Annotated in this window: 18 protein-coding genes; 14 read left to right on the top strand and 4 right to left on the bottom strand. The window is 57.0% G+C overall.

Going from position 1 to position 21,778, the window contains the following annotated elements:
• Positions 1-67 precede the first annotated feature (67 nt).
• The 5 genes from A0U92_RS02405 (at position 68) to A0U92_RS02385 (ending at position 5,940) form a co-directional block, all read left to right on the top strand.
• Complete coding sequence (locus tag A0U92_RS02405) at positions 68-967, top strand: class II glutamine amidotransferase (RefSeq protein WP_077811849.1); 900 nt, start codon at positions 68-70, stop codon at positions 965-967.
• On the top strand, positions 964-1,659 hold the full coding sequence (locus A0U92_RS02400; RefSeq protein ID WP_077811848.1) for a GltB/FmdC/FwdC-like GXGXG domain-containing protein: 696 nt from the start codon (positions 964-966) through the stop codon (positions 1,657-1,659). The genes A0U92_RS02405 and A0U92_RS02400 overlap by 4 nt, the downstream gene beginning before the upstream one ends.
• Positions 1,660-1,666: 7 nt before the next feature.
• Positions 1,667-3,004, top strand: coding sequence for an FMN-binding glutamate synthase family protein (locus tag A0U92_RS02395; protein WP_077811847.1), 1,338 nt, complete (start codon positions 1,667-1,669; stop codon positions 3,002-3,004).
• Between the two features lie 67 nt (positions 3,005-3,071).
• Complete coding sequence (gene glnT / locus A0U92_RS02390; protein ID WP_077811846.1) at positions 3,072-4,391, top strand: type III glutamate--ammonia ligase; 1,320 nt, start codon at positions 3,072-3,074, stop codon at positions 4,389-4,391.
• Between the two features lie 244 nt (positions 4,392-4,635).
• Complete coding sequence (locus A0U92_RS02385; protein ID WP_077811845.1) at positions 4,636-5,940, top strand: ammonium transporter; 1,305 nt, start codon at positions 4,636-4,638, stop codon at positions 5,938-5,940.
• Between the two features lie 62 nt (positions 5,941-6,002).
• On the opposite strand, the gene A0U92_RS02380 is transcribed toward A0U92_RS02385, so the two are convergent.
• Complete coding sequence (locus A0U92_RS02380; protein WP_236748234.1) at positions 6,003-7,325, bottom strand: NAD(P)/FAD-dependent oxidoreductase; 1,323 nt, start codon at positions 7,323-7,325, stop codon at positions 6,003-6,005.
• Positions 7,326-8,206: 881 nt separating this feature from the next.
• Between A0U92_RS02380 and A0U92_RS02375 the strand changes: the two genes are divergently transcribed.
• From A0U92_RS02375 to flgH, 8 genes are all read left to right on the top strand, one after another.
• Positions 8,207-9,979: an alginate export family protein gene (locus tag A0U92_RS02375; protein ID WP_077811843.1), complete on the top strand. Its 1,773-nt coding sequence runs from the start codon at positions 8,207-8,209 to the stop codon at positions 9,977-9,979.
• Between the two features lie 173 nt (positions 9,980-10,152).
• Positions 10,153-11,424: an MFS transporter gene (locus A0U92_RS02370; protein WP_077811842.1), complete on the top strand. Its 1,272-nt coding sequence runs from the start codon at positions 10,153-10,155 to the stop codon at positions 11,422-11,424.
• 111 nt (positions 11,425-11,535) lie between these two features.
• Positions 11,536-12,141 carry a nitroreductase family protein gene (locus tag A0U92_RS02365; protein ID WP_077811841.1) on the top strand — a complete coding sequence of 202 codons (606 nt, stop codon included), beginning with the start codon at positions 11,536-11,538 and terminating at the stop codon, positions 12,139-12,141.
• A gap of 36 nt (positions 12,142-12,177) precedes the next feature.
• Positions 12,178-13,380: a 5-demethoxyubiquinol-8 5-hydroxylase UbiM gene (gene ubiM / locus A0U92_RS02360; protein WP_408736107.1), complete on the top strand. Its 1,203-nt coding sequence runs from the start codon at positions 12,178-12,180 to the stop codon at positions 13,378-13,380.
• A 91-nt stretch (positions 13,381-13,471) separates the two neighbouring features.
• Positions 13,472-14,212, top strand: a complete 741-nt coding sequence (gene flgF / locus A0U92_RS02355; RefSeq protein WP_077811839.1) for a flagellar basal-body rod protein FlgF — start codon at positions 13,472-13,474, stop codon at positions 14,210-14,212.
• Positions 14,213-14,257: 45 nt separating this feature from the next.
• Positions 14,258-15,043: a flagellar basal-body rod protein FlgG gene (gene flgG, locus A0U92_RS02350; protein ID WP_187668905.1), complete on the top strand. Its 786-nt coding sequence runs from the start codon at positions 14,258-14,260 to the stop codon at positions 15,041-15,043.
• The gene (gene flgA, locus A0U92_RS02345; protein WP_077811837.1) at positions 15,040-16,035 is read left to right on the top strand and encodes a flagellar basal body P-ring formation chaperone FlgA; all 996 of its coding nucleotides are present in this window, start codon (positions 15,040-15,042) and stop codon (positions 16,033-16,035) included. The genes flgG and flgA overlap by 4 nt, the downstream gene beginning before the upstream one ends.
• Before the next feature lie 29 nt (positions 16,036-16,064).
• Positions 16,065-16,790, top strand: coding sequence for a flagellar basal body L-ring protein FlgH (gene flgH, locus A0U92_RS02340; RefSeq protein ID WP_187668836.1), 726 nt, complete (start codon positions 16,065-16,067; stop codon positions 16,788-16,790).
• A gap of 135 nt (positions 16,791-16,925) precedes the next feature.
• Here flgH and A0U92_RS02335 read toward each other — a convergent pair.
• A protein-coding gene (locus tag A0U92_RS02335) for an IS5 family transposase (RefSeq protein WP_149026519.1) occupies positions 16,926-17,674 on the bottom strand; the annotation gives its coding sequence in 2 pieces (ribosomal slippage) (positions 16,926-17,383 and positions 17,383-17,674; 750 coding nt in all).
• Between the two features lie 233 nt (positions 17,675-17,907).
• Positions 17,908-19,791 (bottom strand): DNA mismatch repair endonuclease MutL, encoded by a 1,884-nt coding sequence (mutL, locus tag A0U92_RS02330; RefSeq protein WP_077811835.1) that lies wholly within the window; start codon positions 19,789-19,791, stop codon positions 17,908-17,910.
• 80 nt (positions 19,792-19,871) lie between these two features.
• On the opposite strand from mutL, the gene A0U92_RS02325 reads away from it, so the two are divergent.
• Positions 19,872-20,348 carry a YaiI/YqxD family protein gene (locus A0U92_RS02325; RefSeq protein ID WP_077811834.1) on the top strand — a complete coding sequence of 159 codons (477 nt, stop codon included), beginning with the start codon at positions 19,872-19,874 and terminating at the stop codon, positions 20,346-20,348.
• A 357-nt stretch (positions 20,349-20,705) separates the two neighbouring features.
• Here the strand turns inward: A0U92_RS02325 and A0U92_RS02320 are convergent, their stop codons facing one another.
• A complete protein-coding gene (locus A0U92_RS02320; protein WP_077814199.1) occupies positions 20,706-21,719 on the bottom strand; it encodes a glycosyltransferase family 4 protein in 1,014 nt (337 codons plus the stop codon).
• Positions 21,720-21,778: the final 59 nt, after the last annotated feature.

Raw genomic sequence — 21,778 nt, 5'->3', positions numbered from 1 at the left:
AGTTGACAGTTTTGATCCCGTTCTGTTTAGGATCGCCATCATCAAACACTCTTCGGAGGTTTTCACGATGTGTGGCATCGTTGGTCTCTTCATTAAAAACCCGGCTCTACAGCCGGAACTGGGTCGTCTGACGTCCCTCATGCTGAAAACCATGACCGAACGCGGGCCGGACAGCGCCGGGTTCGCCGTCTATGGTTCTCCAACGTCAGGCCAGCGCAAGATGACTGTCCGGGGCATCTCGGCAGAGAATCTCGGTGACTTTGAAGCTGGTTTTCTCAAAGCTGCCGATGGTAGCGCCAGCGTCGCCAGACATCAGGATCATGTCGTCCTGACCTATGCTTCCGACCTAGAACCCGCCATCCGCGCCTTCGTTAACGGGTTTGGACACGACGTGCACTTCGCATCAAGCGGCGAAAGCATCGAACTCTACAAAGGCGTCGGTCTTCCGGAAGATGTAGCATCACGTTTCGGCCTGGAAAAAATGCAGGGCACGCACTCCATCGGCCATACCCGCATGGCGACGGAATCCGCAGTCACCACAGCAGGCGCACATCCCTTCTCCACCGGCCCGGACCAGTGCCTTGTGCATAACGGTTCGCTCTCCAACCACAACACGCTTCGCCGTCGTCTCGTCAATGAAGGTCTGACTTTCGAGACGGAAAACGACTCTGAAGTCGCGGCAGGCTATCTCTCATGGCGTCTCGCCCAGGGGGACAAGCTCGATCAGGCTCTGGAATCCTCGCTGAAAGAGCTTGATGGTTTCTATACTTTCGTTGTCGGAACCCGTGAAGGGTTCGCCGTGCTGCGTGATCCTGTGGCCTGCAAGCCAGCCGTCATGGCCGAAACAGATGACTACGTGGCTTTCGCATCGGAATATCGGGCCTTCGCTGACCTGCCCGGCATTGAAAACGCCAAGGTCTTCGAACCCGAACCCCAGCGCGTCTATCATTGGGAGCACGCTGCATGAGTGGCGCTCGCAACACCCGGATCTTTGATCTCAGCACATCAACCCTGCGTGAACTGAACAGCACACTTCAGCAGGAAGGCGCCGAGGGGGCGTGGGAAATTCATAACCCGGCCGGACGCCATTCATTGGCGGTCGGGCTGACACAGCCCGTTTCCATCACCATTGACGGTCATGCCGGTTACTACGCCGCGGGCATGAATCAGCGCGCGAACGTCGTGATCAACGGCAATGCCGGACAGGGTGTCGCCGAAAACATGATGAGCGGCAGCGTGCATGTGAAAGGCAACGCCAGTTCCAGCGCCGGCGCTACCGCGCATGGCGGCCTGCTGGTGATCGACGGAGATGCGGGCGCACGCTGCGGCATTTCCATGAAAGGCGTTGACATCGTCGTACGCGGTTCCGTGGGACACATGAGCGCCTTCATGGGGCAGAGCGGCAACCTGGTCGTGTGCGGGGACGCCGGAGAAGCGCTTGGCGACTCTCTTTACGAGACACGCATCTTTGTCAGAGGCACGGTGAAAAGTCTTGGTGCGGACTGTGAGGAAAAGGACATGACGTCCGAAGACCGCCAGATCCTCACCGACCTGCTTGCAAAAGGCGGAATCACTGACATCAAAGCGGATGAATTTCGCCGCTATGGTTCGGCTCGCAAACTGTACCATTTCCGCGTTGACAACGCGTCCGCATACTGAGGCAGTCATGACTGAAAACCATCACGATGTGACGAAGACTTTTCCAAGGTATTCGGCGACATTCGACGAATTCGCCATCTCCCAGATCCAGCGGGCGGCGGCAACCGGCATCTACGATATCCGGGGTGGCGGCACCAAGCGCAAGCTCCCTCATTTTGATGATCTGCTGTTTCTTGGCGCGTCCATGTCGCGTTACCCTCTGGAAGGCTACCGCGAGCGTTGTGGAACAGACGTCGTTCTCGGCACACGTTTTGCAAAGAAGCCCATCCACCTCAAGACACCGGTGACCATCGCCGGCATGTCTTTCGGCGCACTGTCCGCTCAGGCCAAGGAAGCCCTGGGACGCGGCGCCAGTGCAGTCGGCACATCCACCACAACTGGTGATGGCGGCATGACGCCGGAAGAGCGTGGTCACTCCTCAACACTGGTCTACCAGTATCTGCCATCCCGTTACGGCATGAATCCTGACGATCTCCGCAAGGCGGATGCGATTGAAATCGTTGTCGGACAGGGTGCGAAACCGGGCGGCGGCGGTATGCTGCTCGGTCAGAAGATTTCTGCGCGTGTTGCAAAAATGCGTGATCTTCCCGAAGGCATTGATCAGCGATCAGCCTGTCGCCACCCTGACTGGACCGGCCCGGATGACCTTGAGATCAAGATCGAGGAAATCCGGGAAATTACCAACTGGGAAAAGCCGATTTACGTCAAAGTCGGTGCCAGCCGTCCTTATTACGATATCTCCCTGGCCGTGAAATCCGGTGCGGATGTTGTCGTGCTCGACGGAATGCAGGGCGGAACCGCCGCCACGCAGGAAGTTTTCATCGAACATGTCGGGCTGCCCATTCTGGCCGCCATCCGACCGGCCGTACAGGCTCTTCAGGATCTCGGGATGCACCGGAAGGTGCAGCTCATCGTCTCGGGAGGCATCCGTACCGGAGCCGATGTCGCCAAGGCGCTCGCCCTCGGTGCGGACGCTGTGGCCATCGGCACGGCGGCGCTGATTGCACTGGGAGACCAGAGTCCTGATCTTGCGGCTGAATACGCGAAACTTGGCGCAAAACCAGGCACCTATGATGACTGGCAGGATGGCCGCGATCCGGCAGGAATCACGACGCAGGACCCCGAACTCGCCAAGCGGCTGGATCCGATCCTAGGCGGCCGGCGTATCGCGAACTATCTGTCCGTGATGACGATGGAAGCCCAGACCATCGCCCGGGCCTGTGGCAAGAGTCACCTGCACAATCTGGAGCCGGAAGATCTCGTCGCCCTCAACATGGAAGCTGCCGCCATGACGCAGTTACCGCTTGCCGGAACCAACTGGTATCCGGGGAAAGCTGGTTTCTGAGGAGTTTCACGGATATGCCGCCCCACAGTAATCATCGTGGGGCCGTCAGAGGAAATGGACCACCCCTATGGCCAACAGTCAGCAGAATACGGGTAATCTCGCAGAAATAGCCCGCGAAAAGAATATTCGTTATTTTCTCATCTCATTTATTGATCTGCTCGGCGCCCAGCGCGCCAAACTCGTTCCGGCATCTGCCATCACCAGCATCCAGAAAAATGGAGCCGGTTTCGCAGGTTTTGCAGCCTCGTTCGATATGTCTCCGGCAGATCCCGACCTTGTCGCGATGGCTGATCCAGGCTCGCTCATTCAATTGCCCTGGAAGCCAGAAGTCGCCTGGCTGGCCTCCGATCTGATCATGCATGGAGAAACCGTTACACAGGCACCACGCAACACGCTCAAACGTCTTGTCGCCCGGGCGGCGAAAAGCGGAATTGAAGTAAAAACCGGTGTCGAGTGTGAGTTTTTCCTGATTACCCCGGATGGGCAGCAGGTAGCGGACGAGCATGATTCATCCACCAAACCATGCTATGACGCGTCTGCGCTTATGCGTCGTTATGACATTATCGCAGAATTGTGTGACGCCATGCAGCATCTGGGCTGGGAGCCCTATCAGAACGACCATGAGGACGCCAACGGCCAGTTCGAGATGAACTGGAAATACGCGGATGCTCTGGTCACCGCGGACCGTCACGTTTTCTTCAAATTCATGGCCCGCGCAATCGCCGAGAAACACGGACTGCGTGCGACCTTCATGCCGAAGCCATTCATGCACCTGACTGGAAATGGCTGTCACGCCCATATTTCCTTGTGGAAAGATGGCGAAAACATCTGTTATGACCCGCAGGATCCGCTGGAAATTTCAAAAACCGGCTATAACTTCGTAGGCGGGCTCATCCACAATGCCGACGCCTTGTGTGCCATTCTCAATCCTGTTGTGAATTCCTACAAACGTATCAATGCACCACGCACCGTTTCCGGCAGTACATGGTCACCTAACACCGTAACTTACTCGGGTGACAACCGCACTCACATGATTCGCGTACCCGGAGGCGGACGTTTCGAAATGCGCCTTCCCGACGGCGCCGCCAATCCCTATCTGCTTCAGGCTTCCCTCCTTGCTGCCGGACTGGACGGAATTGAAAACAAGCGTGACCCCGGAAAGCCTCTCGACATCAACATGTATACGGACGGCTACAAGGTCACGGAAGCCAAACGTCTGCCGTTAAACCTTCTCGACGCCATGAGAGCTCTCGAGAAATCAACAGCCCTGCGCGCCATGCTGGATGATGGTCTTGTTGATCCTTATCTCAAGCTTAAAAAAATCGAATGGGATGCGCATTGTGGTCATCTGTCTGAATGGGAGCGGATCTCAACCCTCGACTGCTGATCGTTCCAAGTCTTCTGATGTTTATTTGACAATCATCAGAGCCGAATCTGCATTTTCTGTCTGAGTCGTCATTTTTATTGTTGCAGAAACGGAATGTTCCATGCACGAATTGAGAAGTTTCTCGTGACCCCGCGAGGCTTCTCATTTGTCGTGAGCAACGATGTGTTGACCTCAGATCCTGAGCATGTCCGTGCTTCAGGATGTCACGTCTTATTCCTTCCAAACATAGGACAACAGACGCGCCATGCCCTTACGATCTCTCGTGTTTTTTCTGTCGTGTTCATTCCTGCTCATGCCGACGGCATTCGCGGCTGATCCGGAGCCAGCCTTCAATACCGGCGACATGGCCTGGATTCTCAGCTCGTCGGTTTTTGTTTTTTTCATGCTCTTTCCCGGCATCTGCCTTTTTTATGGCGGCATGATCCGCAAGAAAAATGTGCTGAGCATGTGTATGCAGGGTATCACCGCAGGCGCAATCATCAGTTTGATCTGGTTTATCTGCGGATACAGTCTTGTCTTCACGGCAGGCACCCCCTTCATCGGTGGCTTTGACAAGGCGTTTATGAATGGCGTGACCCTCACCTCCTTTCTGCCCAACATTCCGAACCTGCCGGAAGTGCTGTTCGCCATGTTCGAGCTGACTTTCATCGCCATTACACCGGTCATCGTTCTGGGAGCGACTGTTGAACGCTTCAAGTTCTCCACATCCATGGTGTTCATGGCGCTCTGGGCGCTCCTGATCTACTGCCCGGTGGGCCACATGGCATGGGGGCCTGATGGTTTCCTCGCATCCACAGGCGCACTGGATTTTGCAGGCGGCCTTGTCGTGCACGTCACAAGCGGATCATCGGCCCTGATCGCCGCCATCATGCTGGGACGTCGTAAACCCGACGGTATCAGCAGCATGGCGCCAAGCAACATGGCCCTCAACGTGCTGGGCGGCTGCCTTCTTTGGGGCGGCTGGTTCGGCTTCAATGGCGGGTCCGCTCTGGGCGCCAACGCAACAGCGGGCATGGCGCTTCTGAACAGTCAGATCGCCGCCTGTGCTGCTCTCGTGGCATGGGTTCTGGCCGAATGGAAACTACACGGCAAACCGAGCCTGCTCGGAGCCATTTCCGGCGCCATTACGGGTCTTGTGATCATCACACCGGGCTGTGGTTTTGTGACGCCCTTGGGTGCGATGATCATGGGTGCGATTGGCGGCTTGGTGTGCCTGTGGGCTGTGAACGGATTGAAGCACCGCTTTGGATATGACGATGCTCTCGATGTCTGGGGGATCCATGGTATCGGTGGTGGTCTTGGCGCTATCCTGACCGGCATCTTCGCTTCGTCAGCTATTGGCGGAGACGGCAAGGATGGCCTGCTTTACGGCAACTGGAGACAGGTCATCGTGCAGAGCCAGGACACGTTACTTGTGGCCGTGTACACGATGACGGTAACAGCGGGTTTGCTCTTTATTCTCGACAAAACCATGGGATTACGTGTTGACCCCGACGTTGAGCTGGAAGGGCTTGACCTCGCAGAACACGGCGAAACCCTTCACGCCTGACAGAACGGGGCCACATCCGAAGATGTGGCCCTTCCTGCTTCAGATTACCTTCGTGTCTTCGCTTATTTTTCCAATGCATCCTTCGCCTGATACCACTTCTCAAAAAATGGCACGGCCATCGGTGCGAGGGCATGGAAAGGATGCGAAGGAAATCGCAATCCTGTAAATTCCGAAAAACCCTCAGATTTCCCAACAAGTTGCAGGGCTATCTTGCGACCGAACCAGGTGGAACGCGACACGCCCGTTCCACAATATCCCATCGCATAATGAATACCGTCCGGTGTACGCCCCAGATGTGGAAACTCATCAAACGTATAGCCAATGCGTCCCGACCAGGCGTGTGTGACCTCCACATCGCCAATGTGCGGAAACACCTTCAGCATATCCCTGGCCAGATGAGCATAGGCGCGTGGATCCATCTCCCCGGCATTTCTTCCCGCGCGACCGCCCCAGATGATGCGCGGCTCATCCGGCGCTTTACGGAAATAGGAGAAAACACGAGCAGAATTGCCGTAGACACGTCCGGACGGAAAGAGCGCATTCAACCGCTCTCCACCCATAGGGGCCGTGGCGATCAGGGAAGATGTCACCGGAACAATCCGTTTATGACAAAACTTGTTGAAATCCTGACGGTATCCATTGGTCGCAACGATGACATTCCGTGCCCACACTGGTCTACGCTGCGTATGAACACAAAAGCCACCGGCTTCGGGCTGCACAGCAATCACTGCTGTATGTCCTATGATCCGTGCACCGGCTTTTATAGCCGCATTCGACAGGCCCGCATGATAGAGACCGGGGTGAAGTGAAGCATCCTGAGGCAGAACCGCGCCGCCAAAGAAATAATCAGTGTCGATTTCCCGATGCTGCTCCGACCGGGGAACCATAAAGGAATCCACTCTCGCGTGCCGTCGCAAATCTTCCATATCACGTGACATTGTTTCATAATGCGCCGGTCGGACAGCACCACGGAATCGGCCGCACCGCATGAAGAAGCAGTCAATTTTCAAGTCCTGAACAAGCGCATCGATATGGTCAAGCATCGCCACGCCCTCACGCAGCATGGCTTCCGCTTTTCTGACACCCATCATTTCAATGAGCGTTGCCACTCTGAATTTCTGGTTGCCTGACCCGACCTGACCGCCATTGCGTGTCGAGGCGCCAAACCCCGGACGCCCGGCTTCCAGAACAGTCACGGAGCGCCCTTCGCGGGCAAGTGTCAGCGCCGCCGACAATCCAGTGAAGCCTGATCCAACAATGACAACGTCGGTTTTTTCAGGAATTTGGGCTGCATCCGTCGTCTCCGATGGCATCGGTCGCCACCAGTAGGGCTCCATGACAAGTTCGGAAGCGCGCCCTTTTGCCAACTCATTTAGCGTAGTCACGAATTTTTGCACCGGCTCGATTCCCGCAACAGCAGCGATTTCTTTTTAAAGAAAATATATTTCGTATTAGGAAACATATGCCGCCTTGATAGTCACATCAATAGCGCTGGTAGTTCTCTCAGTGAGAGCCCTTTTGGAAATTCATCATCTGGCGGTGAGTCGGCCTTACGAAGCACATACATACCCCCGAAAAGGCCGGCTTTCCGCTATTTTTCCATTGATGCAGAGAATTGATTTCATTCCATATCGGGACTCCAAGCCTTTTCCAAAAGGGCTCTGAGGCATCGTCATATTCATATCGATGATGGAGCAATCAGCAAGTGCGGCACTATTATTATAAATAATCTGCAAAAGAACAAAAACCACAACTATAAATTAATCTGACTCACTCTATATAATTCTTATCTCACCCCAATATATCCCCCGCTGAAAGCCTGTCTCCAGAAACGACTTCGGGATCACCGACAGGATTTGTTACCGCGATCGTACAACCTGAACAGGTTTTCTTATGCTTCATCGAACTGCCCAAAACCCATAGTTTCATCGCTCCAGCAGAAAATTTTCTGTAAACACGACATCTTTCATCAACAAATCACCACTCAATATCACCATATAAGATCGTTATTATTTCATTTCAGTTTCGAATATACGTGGGCTTTTCGCAATCCAGCCGAATCTTCCGTATTATTAAAGCATCCCGCATCAGCAGCGCCTCAATTCTGCATTATCGACACATCTCTGTGATAAATTCATCACAATACTTCACTTCATGATGACCACACGATTTCTCGATGTGACGAAACATAAATATACGTGCAGCGTATGTATTAGCTGCCATGCAAGAGCAGCATAGGTTTCGACGGCGTCAGGCTGCAAAAAGAATGAAAAACAAACATCACATCACACTTTCCTCCTCCCCATCTGGAAAACTGCGCGGTTTTCCTCTTCGGCATCTGGTCCTCTCGACTATTCTGAGCGGGATTCCCTGCATATGTGCAGTGTCCGCCATGGCTGAGACGGCACCCAACGCCAATGTGAACCACCAATCACAGATCCCAGAGGAATACCGCGGCACTTCCGGAATCTTGCCTGGCCAGGCCAAAAAGCCGAATCCTTGGAGCAGCAGCCTTCTGCCTCCACTGGAATCGCGCCCGGAAAACTATGCCCAGCCGCAGACTCTGGCGCTGACAAAACAGCAGCTCAATCCGGCACTGCTGCACCAGGGACCATGGGGCATCTTCAACTCCAACACTGGCGCGGCGTCCGGCTGGGGCACTGTCGGCTATTACGCCGTGTCCCGCTGGGCGGAAGACTGGTCGAACCTGCGGGACAAGAAGAACCGCATCGATGTGATGGATCCCCTGAAATACATCCCGCTTAATGACAGCGGCTCAATCTATCTGTCGTTCAGCGGCAATTTCCGTCAGCACAATTACTATGACCAGCGGGCGGGCTTCGGACAGACCAAGAAAGACCCGGCCTATCGCAACAACTTCCGCTGGAACGTCGGCGCCGATCTCCATCTGGGCGAACATGTCCGTCTCTATGGCGAACTCATGAGCGGTCAGGCAGGCGGCACGAATTATTATGGCTATAATAACGGTCGTTGGCGCAGCAAACTCGACGCGCAACAGGCCTTTGTGGAAATCAAGGGCCATCTTCTCAACGCCAATATGGGCGTCATGGTCGGAAGGATGACCTTTTTAGATGCACCGCCCTACTTCACCGCCGGCTCTGTCTATCCAACGATTCCCTATTCATGGAACGGTATCCGCGCCTATTCATTCTGGAAAAACTTCCGGGTGGATTTCTTCGATCTGACCATGACCAACTGGACATTGAAGAATGTCCCATTCAGCGATCAGGTCGGATACAGAACAAGACTGTTTGGCGCCTACACCTCCTACGCCGTCCCGTCATTCACTTTTCTGGGTAAAAAAAGCCAAGTTTTCGTCGACACCTACTATCTTGGCTTCCTTCTGGCGTCTGCTCAGATTGCACAGCAGAAAGGCGTGCTGAACGGCTCCACACGTCGTGACACGCCCGGCATGCGTGTCTGGGGCAATGCCGGACCGCTCGAATTCTCCCTCGGCGGCTCGTGGCAGGGGGGCTATTTCAACGAAGCCAATCACGGCCCGTCCCGCGCCGTCAGCGCCTACTCTTTCAACGCGCAGGCCTCGTGGCGTTTCGCCAAATGGTGGGGACGCCCGGCCATCGGCATTCAGGCGGATGACATCTCCGGCGGCGACTACACAAAAGGCCGGAACAGTTCGTGGGGCAGCTATATGTCGCCCTTCGTGCCCTCGGCCTACTATCTGGATATAAGCACCTATCTGGGCAACCAGAACCTGATTGATGTCGGGCCGATCCTCACCATGTCTCCCACGCCCAACACCACCCTGCTGGCGAAAGTCCCCGTCGTCTGGCGCAACAGCACCAATGACGCCATCTATTCCAACCCGACGGCCGCTTACGGCCTTCGTCCGCATGGCGGCTATACAGCCACACTCCCACAGGCCAGTTTCACATGGCGCGCAACCCGCCACATTACGCTCAGCCTTGACGGCGAATACATCTTTGCCGGCAAAGCGATGATCAAGGCAGGCGCTTCGTCCGGCGCTTACGTCCAGAGCAACCTTGAACTGACCTTCTGATCCTGTAACGCATCGGAACCATCAGCAGCCTGCCACCACCATGCAGGCTGCTCACTCAAAATTGCTGAAGGGAAATCTTTGTGATCTCCCGGATTCCAGTCAGTTGATCCACATTCTTTCTGTCGCTTTTTTCCGGGATATAAGCCGCAATGACACCATCCGCTCCCGACCAGATGACCAACCTCCAGCGCCTGCGGGGTATCTTTTCCGGATCGGCAGGCAATCTGCTCGAATATTTTGACTGGTATGTCTATTCGGCCTTCGCTCTCTACTTCGCGCACGCCTTCTTCCCCGGGCACGACCACACCGCCGAGCTTCTGAACACCGCGGCGGTCTTCGCCGTAGGCTTTCTGATGCGGCCCGTCGGCGGCTGGCTGATGGGCGTCGTCGCCGATCAGTATGGACGCAAACGTGCTCTCACCCTGTCGGTCGCCGCCATGTGCATCGGCTCGCTGGCCATCGCCCTGTGCCCGACCTATGCCCAGATCGGCCTGGCAGCGCCGATCATCCTCGTTCTGGCGCGTCTGGTTCAGGGGCTGAGTCTGGGTGGAGAATACGGCGCTTCGGCGACCTATATCGCAGAAGTCTCGCAGCCCGAGCATCGTGGCTTCTGGTCTGGCTTTCTCTACGTCACCCTGATCACGGGGCAGCTCGGGGCGATGGCCGTGCTCCTCCTCATGCAATATCTGTTTCTGACACCAGAGCAGATCAACGCATGGGGCTGGCGCATCCCTTTTCTGCTTGGCGCCGCCGGAGCCGTTCTGATTTTCTGGCTACGTCGGAACATGGAGGAGAGCAGCGCCTTCAAGAAATCCGAACAGGCGCAGGAAGGCGGCGGCCTGAAAGTCCTGCTGCGTCACAAGCGCGCCGTGATGACGGTCGTGGGCCTGACGCTCGGCGGGACGGTCGCGTTCTACACCTACACCATCTACATGCAGAAATTCCTCGCCAACTCACTGGGCTTCGGCAAGGACGAGGCGACGCTGATCTCCTCCGCCTCGCTTCTGGTCTTCGCGGTGGCTCAGCCTCTGTTCGGCGCCTTGTCTGACCGTATCGGCCGCAAGCCTCTGCTGATTTCGTTCGGCGTGCTGGGAACGCTCTGCACCGTTCCTCTGATGACCCTGCTGGCTGACACCCATTCCAAGCTTGGAGCCTTTGCCCTGATCACCGTCGCCCTGCTGATGGCGTCGGGTTACACCTCGATTAACGCCATTGTGAAAGCCGAACTCTTCCCGACGCGTATCCGCGCCCTGGGTGTCGCGTTCCCCTACGCCGTCACCGTGTCGGTCTTCGGCGGCACGGCGGAATATATCGCGCTCTGGTGCAGACACGCGGGCCATGAAAGCTGGTTTGCCTGGTATGTCTCGGCCTGCGCCTGCTGCACGCTGATCACTGCCCTGACCCTTCCCGCACGGGGATCGACCCTGCCGGATAACGGAAACTGAGTAGACCGATACGCGTTTTGTGGAAGGAGAGCCGCATAAGTCGAGAACGGTTCGCAGTTGGCTTCCCTCCACGATTACGTCATGGTGCCCGACCATGAAGGAGCCTCTCCAATGAACAAACACGCCCATATCGCGCTTGAGTCGCTTCTGTCTCGCGCCTCCACCGATGCCCTGACAAAACCCGCCCCCAAGGGTGAAGAGCTGGAAACCATTCTCTCAGCCGTCATGCGTGCGCCCGACCACGGCAAGCTGCGCCCCTGGCGGCTGGTGGTCGTCAAAGGCGACGCCCGCGTCAAACTCGCCGAAAAGATTGTCGAGAGCATGAAGCGGCTTCATGCCGATCCGGACCCGAAGAAGCTTGAGAAGCGCTACAAGCGGTTTTCCACCATGCCGATGACCATCGTTCTGGGCATGCATCTGCGTCCGGATGACAAGATTCCCCTGCTGGAGCAGGAACTCGCGGTCGGGGCTGCGGGCATGAATCTTCTGAATGCCCTCCATGCGGCCGGCTATGGCGCGGTGTGGGTCTCCGGCGATGTCGCCTATGATCCCGTGCTGGCGGAAGAACTCGGCTTTCCGGCCCCGCATGCGCTCGCAGGCTTCTTCTTTGTCGGCACTCCAGAGAAGACGGACCATGAACCCAGACGCCGCCCTGTCGCGCCTTACGTGGCGGACTGGACGGGCGAGCCGGTTTCCTTCGACGCCGACAAGGATTAAGAACTGGTCGTCATGAGCATCTTTTCCGATCATGACATGACCTCCGAGCGGGACGTAACCATCGTTGGCGGCGGCCCAGTCGGCCTTGCTGCCGCGCTGGCTCTGGATGCCGCCGGTGTCTCCGTGGCCGTTCTGGAGCGCGCACCCGGTGCGGTCTGGTCTGAACCGGCGTTTGATGGTCGGGAAATCGCCCTCACTTACCACGCACGCGCATTGCTCGAACGGCTGGGCGCATGGCGTCACATTCCGGACAGCGTCATCTGCCCGCTGAACGAAGCCCGTATCGAAACGGGTCACGGCAATCATCCCCTGATCTTTGAAGCGGACCATCCTGCCGGAACGAAGGAAGCGCCTCTGGGCTGGCTGGTGTCGAACAACATGATCCGCCGCGCCCTTTACGCAGAAGCGGCGGAGCGGCCGGGTATCACGCTCCTGCCGGACATAGCGGTCGAAACCGTGCGGCAGGATACCGATACAGCCGTGGTCCGCTGTCAGGGAGCCCGGCCAGGCCGGGTGCGGTCCCGCCTGGTCATCGCCGCCGATGGTCGGTTCTCTCCCACCCGCCGCCGGGCTGGAATCGGCGCCGTAATCCACGATTTCGGACGGATGATGATGGTCTGCCGCATGGCGCATGACCTGCCGCATCACAACGTCGCGCTCCAGTGGTTTGCCGAAGGGCAGACCATCGCGCTTCTGCCGGTAAACGGACGCGCATCCTCGCTGGTCCTGACGCTTCCCCCGGCGGAAATCCAGCGCCTGATGCAGACCGAACAGGATGCGTTCAACGCCGAGATCATGGAGCGCGTTGGCAACCGGCTGGGCAGCATGCGGCTGGTCAGCACACGCCATGCCTATCCGCTCAAATGCGTCTACGCCCACCGCTTCGCCGCCAGACGGCTGGCGCTTCTGGGAGATGCGGCCGTCGGGATGCATCCGATCACGGCGCACGGCTTCAATCTGGGCCTGCGCGGCGCGGAAGTTCTGGCGGGGGAGGTCGAAGCGGCCTTCTCCCACGGTCAGGATATCGGTTCGGCCTCGGTGCTGCGGCGTTTCGAGAAGAAACACCGCACCGCCACGATGCCGCTTTTCGCCGCCACAAACGGAATCGCGACGCTTTATACGCATGACGCCGCACCGTTCCGCCTGCTGCGCAGCCTTGGCCTGCGGGTCGCAGACGCCCTTCCCCCGCTGAAATCAGCCGTAACGGGCATGCTGATGGATCGCTCGCCCGCAGCCTGACAAATGGCAAAGCAGACGACCGAATCCTGACCGGGAAACTGTTTGTCAATTTTTGCACGGCAGTGTGTCTCCAGAAGGAGACGTCTGCCGTATGGACAACACGACCTATATCGCGCTGTCACGCATGGACGCCGAGCAGCGGGCCATGAGCGTGCTTGCGAACAATCTTGCCAATGGCTCAACCGCCGGGTTCAAGTCAGGCCACATTCAGTTCGCTGATTACCTTTCCAAACTGAAGGGTGGTTCGCACGCTCCGGGTGAAAATCCGGAAGTCTATGTGCAGGATCGTGCGACCTACCGTGATTTCACGCAGGGCGCCCTCCAGCAGACAGGGAATCCGCTCGATATCGCGATTACCGGCGAAGGGTTCTTTTCCGTGATGACCACGCAGGGCGTACGTCTGACCCGTAACGGCCGCTTCCAGCGCCTGTCAGACGGTCGTGTCGCGGACGCCTCCGGCAACAGCCTTCTGGACCGCACAGGCCAGCCCGTCACGTTGCGTCCCCAAGATCGCACCATCAGCATTTCCTCGGACGGGACCATGTCCACGGAAAACGGCGTCGCTGCGGAAATCGGCCTCGTGCGGGTGGCCAACAATTACGACCTGCACGGGGAAGGCAATGAGCTTTTCAAGGCGGACACTCCGACCACGCAGATGGAGGTCAAGGAGTTCCGGCAGGGCATGCTGGAGGGCAGCAATGTCAACATGATGAGCGAGACGACAAATCTTGTTGAACTGCAACGTGATTTCCAGATTACAGCCAATCTTGTCGAGAGCGAATCCACGCGTCGCCAGAATGCGATCGACAAGCTTACCCAGACCCAATCCTGATCTTGTTCCATCCCGATCTGACACAGACGAAAGCTTACCGACATGATGCGTTCTCTCGACATTGCCGGAACCGGCATGCAGGCCCAGCAGACGAATGTGGAGGTCATCGCCAACAATATCGCCAACATGACGACGACGGGCTTCAAGCGTCGCCGGGCGGAATTTCAGGATCTGATTTATCAGGATATCCGCCGTGTCGGCACGATGAGCTCCGATAGCGGCACGCTTGTCCCTGCCGGTGCGCAGGTCGGACTTGGTGTGCGCACTGCCGGCATCTACCGCATCAATGCGCAGGGCACTCTGGAGCAGACGAGCAACAGTCTTGATCTCGCCATCGAAGGCCCGGGTTATTTTCAGGTCACCCTGCCTTCCGGTGAATATGCCTACACCCGTGACGGCACATTCTCTCTTTCCGACACGGGACAGATCGTGACGGCGGATGGATATCCGGTCAGTCCCGGCATTACAGTTCCGAACAATGCCCAGACCGTCACGATCGATCAGACCGGTCAGGTGCAGGTGACAGTGTCCGGCCAGACGCAGTCCACGGTTGTCGGCCAGCTTCAGATGGCGACCTTCCAGAATGAAAACGGTCTGGCTGCCATGGGCCAGAACCTGTTCACCGAGACGCAATCATCAGGCAACGCCATCACCGGCACGGGCCAGAGCGTTGGTTTCGGCGATATCCGTCAGGGTTATGTTGAAGAATCCAACGTCAATGTGGTGACCGAAATCACGGATCTCATCACGGCCCAGCGTGCTTACGAAATGAACAGTAAAGTCATCACCGCTTCCGATGAAATGCTGCAGACACTGACAGGACTGAAATGAGGTGCATAGCCTTTCATTTTTTTGCCGCATGCATTGTGGGAGGATGTCTGGGCACATCCTCCGCAGATGCAGCAAGCCTCCGCCGGACAAGCGTGCTGCATCATCCTCAGGTGCGACTTTCAGATCTTTTCAACGGAATTACCGCCGATCAGGACTGCGACCTGGGACCAGCCCCGGCTCCGGGACAGAGCCTCACCATAAGCGCTCCCCAGCTTCAGGCTATCGCCCAGCAGTACGGCATTGACTGGCCTGAAATGTCTGAACTGGCTCAGGCAACCCTCACGCGCGCCAGCCATACCGTGTCACATGACGATATCATGCCCCTGATTGTTGATGGCCTTAAAGCCAAAGGCGTTTCCGACAGCGCCACCATCGACGTCACAAATTTTTCGGGGCCAACCGTCGCCGCAGAACTGGCAAATTCCCCGCGATTGTCAAATATTGTCTATGATGCTGCGCACGGCAGGTTTTCTGCTTTTTTTTCCATTACATCTGACAACGACACGCAGTCGTTCCGTGCGGATGGAACCGTCAGTTCCCGCGTAGAGGCTGTAACGGCACGCACAGATCTGTCGGCAGGGCAGATTATCGAGCAGTCTGATGTTGAAATTGCAGAGATTGATTCACGGTCCCTGCCAGCGCGCGCCATCCTGGATCCCGCCGATATCATTGGCCAGTCTACCCGACGCGCCATTCGTGCGCATACTCCCCTCACCTCCGAGATGACATCGCGTATAGACCTTATTGAAAAAGGCTCACCTGTTATTCTCGATGTTTCATCATCCGGTCTTCATCTTACCGCCTCCGGAGTGGCGCTGGACTCCGGCGCGCAGGGAGAGCGCATCCATGTGCTGAATCCCACATCACGCATGATTGTTGTCGGCCAGATTATCGACAGAACACGCGTCGCAGTAACACCAGGAACTACTCCAACCCCTGCCGATTTCAAAGATTTACGCTCTGCCGGGGTCAGGCCACAGAAAAATATCTAAAAATTCCCTGATTGGATCAGATTTTTTTCATGAAACGCTCTCTATTGCTTTTCTCCTTAATCAGCTTGTCAGCCTGCAATGGCGGCATTGGCAGTCTGAGCGAAATCGGTCATCCACCCGCAATGACGCGCACGCAGGATCCCACCCGCGATACTGCCTACAGACCTGTCACAATGCCTATGCCTCCCTTGCAGCCTCCGCCGGCTGAAGTTGCCAGCCTCTGGCGACCTGGAAGTCGGGCTTTTTTCAAGGATCAGCGGGCCGCACAGGTCGGAGATCTTGTGACCGTCATTGTCGACATTACTGACAATGCCACAATGGTTGACAATACAAGCGCAAGTGGCGGTGGCAGTGAAAGCATGGGCATACCGAGCCTTTTCGGTTTCCATGGAAAGGCCGTTTCGCATATCATTGGATCAGGTGCTTTTTCCACATCCAGCAACAACAGCAATACAGCTGCTGGCCGGATCAGCAGAAACGAAACCGTGACTGTCCGGGTAGCAGGCACCATCACACAGGTTCTTCCCAATGGGAATTTTGTCGTGGTGGGGCGGCAGGAAGTCCGTGTGAACAGTGAGCTCCGCGAATTGCAGGTCACGGGCGTTGTCCGGCCTCAGGATATCACAGCAGACAATACAGTGACTCACGATCGCATGGCTGAAGCCCGAATTTCCTATGGTGGCCGTGGACAACTCTCCATTTTGCAAACACCACGCTACGGACAGCAATTAATTGATGCTATTGCGCCGTTCTGACCATAGACATGAAACCTGCCTGCTCACCGTATCCGGGCAGGTAGGCTCGATACGCAATGACACTCATTGTGCTAAGGGAGACAGCGCTCTTTTATTCTGGGTTTCACCTCTTTAATTCAGTGAGGTTAGGGCCTGTTATGGCTTGATCCAGTCTGCAGCGGCAGCGATGTGTATGACCGCGAGGAACGACGTTGCTGTTTTTTCGTATCTGGTTGCGACAGCGCGCCACTCCTTGAGGCGAGCCCAGAGGTTCTCAACGAGATGCCGACACCGATAGGCCCATTTTGGGCAGGCGACCGGCCCATCGCGTCGTTTCGCGGGAATAGCGGGCCGGGCTCCCATGTCCCATATCCGTTCACGCATGGCGTTCGATGCATAACCCTTGTCCGCCACGACCCACAGGGGAATGGCGGGAAGGCTGTCGAGCATGGCTAGTGCCAGGAGCAGTTCATGAGCCTGTCCGGGGGCCAGCGCAAAACCGAAAGCTTTTCCATGTCCATCAGCGATCACGCAGACTTTCGTGCCATAGCCGCCGCGAGAGCGGCCAAGTGCTTCACGATGATCTCGCTCTTCGAAAGAGGCCCCTTTTTTTGGGCTCCCGCCGCCTTGTGGTGAGCCCTGATGTTTGTGCCATCCAGAAAAGTCATACCGAGCGCCACGCTCTGTTGGTCCTGAACCCGTTCGAGCAGGCGTTCCCACACGCCCAGTTTCGCCCAGCGGATGAAAAGTTGTGCCGCCCGCCACCAAGGCCCCAGTTTAGCGGGGATGCTCCGCCATTTCGCGCCATTCTCATGGCGCCAGAAAATCGCTGCTATCGTGCGCCGCAGATCATGGGGCGGCGTCTTACCCCTTGGGCGAACCGCTTCAATCAAAGGTTCCCAGATCGCCCACGTCTCATCCGTAAAAGTGCCTGTTCCGTCTCCTTCTTCCACTCTTACAATATGGGATGAAATTCAAGATCTAACAGGCCCTAGCCTGAGACAGCCTAGCTGTTTAATCCCGTGGTTTGCTGGTTCGGGTTATGTATGAACCGTGATGGTTCTTTTTCCCCCTGCTGGCAAATGACTTCGTAATGAATTAAGGAAATTCCACTGGGCCAGAGTTCAGTGGAATTGCTCTAGCGGCGACGGAACAGCAGTTCCAGATCGTTGCGCGTCAGCCTCACCCACGTCGGTCGTCCGTGTGAGCAGGTGCCCGCACGCGGCGTTTCCTCCATGCGTCTCAGCAGCGTATTCATTTCCGGGATGGTGAGATTACGGCCCGCCCGGATACTGCCGTGACAGGCCATGCGGGCAATCACCGCATCAAACCGTGCATCCAGAGTGGGTGTTTCCTCAACGCTGGCGAGGTCATCCGCGTCCAGCTCTTCCGCCAGATCCCGCAGCAGATTCACGGCTGACGCATTCCCGAGCAGGGCGGGTAAAGATCGGACAAGTACCGCGCCCGGACCAAAGGGCTCCAGATCGATCCCCAGTTTTGACAGGGCCTCGGCGCGCGATACCAGCAGATCCGCCTGACTGCGTGAAAGTTCCACTACATCTGGCACCAGCAGGCGTTGAGCCCGGATAGTGCCGGAGAGGAACTGCTCGCGCAGAACTTCGTGAGTCAGCCGCTCATGCGCAGCGTGCTGATCCACCAGCACCATGTTGTCATCAGCGGTCACAGCAATGATGTAGGTGCTGAGCACCTGCGCCACAGCAGCCCCGAGAGGGTGATCTGTCTCCGGGCGGGTGGTCGCCGGAGAGGCAGGGTGTCCCTGCGGACCATCTGGCTGCAAAGGGAAAACAGGAAACTGGCTTCCTGTCTCCCTGTCGTGCGGCATCGTCGCCAGTCGGCCCGCATCAGGTTGGTCGGATGCGAATGTGCGGGCTGCGGGTTGAGCACCCAACGCCAGAAACGGCTCGGCAAATCCTTCCGAGCGCGGAGCCTCCGGCGGGTAGACAACACGCACGGATCGGGAGGGCGCGGAAAAACCTGGGCGCACTCCAGCGGTGCCCGCTCCCAGCCCAAGCGCCCGCGTGATGGCGCCGATGACCAGTGACCGCACCCCGGCCTCGTCCGCAAAGCGAAGTTCCGTCTTGGCGGGATGGACGTTCACATCGACCTGCTCATAGGGCAGCGACAGATTGATGACCGCGACAGGATGGCGACCGGACTCGATAACGCGCCGATAGGCGACCCGGATGGCCGTACGCAGCAGTGGATCGACCACGGCGCGACCATTGACCAGCATGAACTGTCCGGCTGTCGTCGGCCTGTGAACGGACGGACTGCACGCAAAACCGGACAGCTTCATGTCGCCGCGCACGCCATCCAGCTTCAGCAGGCCGTCCGCATCCTCGATCCCGAGCAGCGCCGCAGCCCGTGCCTCCAGCGTTTCGGCAGGACGATCGAGGATGGTGCGTCCATCCACTTCCATGAAAAACGCCACGTCGGGAGCCGTCAGCGCCAGACGGCGGACCGCCGCTTCCGCGTGTGATCCTTCCACGCGGGCGCTCTTGAGAAATTTCCGTCGGGCAGGCGTGGCGAAGAACATGTCTTCCACCAGAATCGACGTGCCTTTTTCGCCCGAGCACGGTTCGGGGGGAGAAATCTCACCGCCCGCGACATGGATACGCCAGGCGCAGTCACTGTCAGCCTTGCGGGACGTGATGGTCAGACGCGCCGCTGCTCCAACGGACGGCAGCGCTTCCCCCCGGAAACCAAGGGTGGCGATCCGCACCAGTGTCTCGTCGGAGAGCTTGGATGTGCAGTGGCGTTGGACGGCGAGCGCCAGTTCATCAGCCGTCATGCCGACGCCGTCATCCGTCACGACAATCCGGTCGGCGCCACCATTGACAATGGCGACGCGGATACGCTGCGCCCGGGCATCCAGCGCGTTTTCCACCAGTTCCTTGAGAGCGGCGGCAGGGCGCTCGATCACCTCACCGGCGGCGATGCGGTTGATGACAGCATCGGAAAGCCGACGCAGGACGGGCTGGAAAGGAACAGGTTCGGACATGCTGGAAAGAGTCTAGCCCATTCGGAGCGGTGGCGGAATCATGCTTTACCTCCTGATCGCGATAAGGCACGACGAGGCGCATGACCCGTATCTATATTGATGCCGACGCCTGTCCGGTAAAAGACGAAACCTACCGTGTGGCGGAACGCTACAAACTGCCCGTTGCTGTCGTATCGAACCGCATGATCGCCATTCCTGACTCGCCGATGATCGAACGTGTCGTTGTGGAAGCAGGACCGGATGTCGCCGATGACTGGATTGCGGAACAGGCGCAGGAAGGCGATATCATTGTCACGGGCGATATTCCTCTGGCGGCGCGCTGCGTGGAAAAAGGCGCGCATGTGATCGACTCGAAAGGCAAGGTGCTTGACGCCAGTTCCATCGGGATGGCGCTCGCCATGCGTAACCTGATGACCGACCTTCGTTCCGCCGGGGTGGAAACGCCGGGCGGGCCTGCCTTCAGCAAGCTGGACCGCTCACGCTATCTTTCCGCGCTCGATACGCTGGTGGTGCGCCTGCGGAAGCCACGCTTCCGTATGCCTGTCGCGCCGATATGACACTTTGATGCGAGCCCTTCCGGAAATTTATTTTCCAATGCGAATCAGCACGACTGATTCCGTACATGCCCCATGGGAAGGACAGATAACTGCACTCTATTCGAGCATAGAAAAGACTTTCCTCACGTTTTTTTCGACTTCATTCGAAATTTCCAAAAGGGTTTTCAGGGGTAGATATTTTCTAAAAACGAGAACAAACATTTCAAATAATAAATTTTTCTACTGAACACTCTCACGAAAGCGTATTAAAAATCCAGATTTCCGATTCACTCACCTCATCAATACTGAATTTTATATTCAATTTTTCAGAAATCGGCTTATTTTATCATGAATTTTTATAAACACATGTAAATGCTCTCAAAACGGCACCAGAGTATTCTCGAACATGTCCGCGCAGGCTTCCCATGTAAACCGTTCCGCATGGGCACGGCAGGCAGCGCGATCGCCATTCAGAGCCTGCATGCAGGCAACCCGCAGATCATCATTGACAGCCCCGACGCACCCATCCGCACCGGCAAGGATGTCCTTTGGTCCTGTTACATTGTAGGCCGCGACCGGCGTGCCGCAGGACAGTGCCTCCAGAACAACCAGTCCGAACGTATCTGTCAGGCTGGGAAACACGAACACATCGCCGCCCGCATAGGCCGCCGCCAGCGCGCCTTCTTCCAGCCGTCCGGTAAAGATCGCCTGCGGGAAATTCTTTTCCAGTGAGGCGCGATGCGGGCCATCACCCACAACAACCTTTGTGCCCGGCAGATCGAGAGACAGAAAAGCCTCGATATTCTTCTCGACCGCCAGTCGGCCGACATGAATGAAAACAGGACCTGAAATTCCCAGTTCCGTCTTCCAGTCTCTACGAGGCTCAGGGGTGAAACGTGCGAGATCAACCCCCCGTGTCCAGGGAACCAGACGGGTGAAACCGCGCGCAGACAGATCTTCACGCAGGCTGTTGGTCGCACCCAGGGTGCCTTGTGCCTTGTTGTGGAAATACCTCAGCAGCGCATAAGCCAGCTTCAGCCCCCAGCCCAGACGGGCCTGAACATATTCAGGAAAACGTGTGTGGTATGAAGTCGTAAATGGAACGCCGTGTTTGCGTGCCCAACGCCATGCCGCCCAACCGACAGGGCCTTCAGTGACGATATGCAGGACATTCGGCCTGAAAGCTTTCGCCAGCTTTCCAAAGCGTCCGCCGGGATTGAGAGCGAGCGGTATTTCCGGATAACTCGGACATGGAATGGTGCGGAAAGAATCCGGTCCAATGACCTCCACATCATGCCCTTTCATCCTGAGCATGCTGACGATGGTCGTCATGGTGCGCACGACGCCGTTGACCTGTGGCGTCCATGCGTCCGTCGCTATCAATATTCGCAAACCAGAACCCATTCAATCAGAGGAGAACTTTAGTTTTCGGAATACTACAGAGCAGGAGA

This window comes from Acetobacter aceti (assembly GCF_002005445.1).
GTDB lineage: Bacteria > Pseudomonadota > Alphaproteobacteria > Acetobacterales > Acetobacteraceae > Acetobacter > Acetobacter aceti_B.
The sequence above is the reverse complement of the archived record's forward strand: the minus strand, read 5'-3'. Positions and strand labels throughout refer to the sequence as shown.

Excerpts from the sequence above, each read along its gene's own strand:
- A0U92_RS02405 (WP_077811849.1), top strand. The coding sequence starts at position 68 with ATGTGTGGCATCGTTGGTCTCTTCATTAAAAACCCGGCTCTACAGCCG.
- A0U92_RS02400 (WP_077811848.1), top strand. The coding sequence starts at position 964 with ATGAGTGGCGCTCGCAACACCCGGATCTTTGATCTCAGCACATCAACC.
- A0U92_RS02395 (WP_077811847.1), top strand. The coding sequence starts at position 1,667 with ATGACTGAAAACCATCACGATGTGACGAAGACTTTTCCAAGGTATTCG.
- glnT (WP_077811846.1), top strand. The coding sequence starts at position 3,072 with ATGGCCAACAGTCAGCAGAATACGGGTAATCTCGCAGAAATAGCCCGC.
- A0U92_RS02385 (WP_077811845.1), top strand. The coding sequence starts at position 4,636 with ATGCCCTTACGATCTCTCGTGTTTTTTCTGTCGTGTTCATTCCTGCTC.
- A0U92_RS02375 (WP_077811843.1), top strand. The coding sequence starts at position 8,207 with ATGAAAAACAAACATCACATCACACTTTCCTCCTCCCCATCTGGAAAA.
- A0U92_RS02370 (WP_077811842.1), top strand. The coding sequence starts at position 10,153 with ATGACCAACCTCCAGCGCCTGCGGGGTATCTTTTCCGGATCGGCAGGC.
- A0U92_RS02365 (WP_077811841.1), top strand. The coding sequence starts at position 11,536 with ATGAACAAACACGCCCATATCGCGCTTGAGTCGCTTCTGTCTCGCGCC.
- ubiM (WP_408736107.1), top strand. The coding sequence starts at position 12,178 with ATGACCTCCGAGCGGGACGTAACCATCGTTGGCGGCGGCCCAGTCGGC.
- flgF (WP_077811839.1), top strand. The coding sequence starts at position 13,472 with ATGGACAACACGACCTATATCGCGCTGTCACGCATGGACGCCGAGCAG.
- flgG (WP_187668905.1), top strand. The coding sequence starts at position 14,258 with ATGCGTTCTCTCGACATTGCCGGAACCGGCATGCAGGCCCAGCAGACG.
- flgA (WP_077811837.1), top strand. The coding sequence starts at position 15,040 with ATGAGGTGCATAGCCTTTCATTTTTTTGCCGCATGCATTGTGGGAGGA.
- flgH (WP_187668836.1), top strand. The coding sequence starts at position 16,065 with ATGAAACGCTCTCTATTGCTTTTCTCCTTAATCAGCTTGTCAGCCTGC.
- mutL (WP_077811835.1), bottom strand. The coding sequence starts at position 19,791 with ATGTCCGAACCTGTTCCTTTCCAGCCCGTCCTGCGTCGGCTTTCCGAT.
- A0U92_RS02325 (WP_077811834.1), top strand. The coding sequence starts at position 19,872 with ATGACCCGTATCTATATTGATGCCGACGCCTGTCCGGTAAAAGACGAA.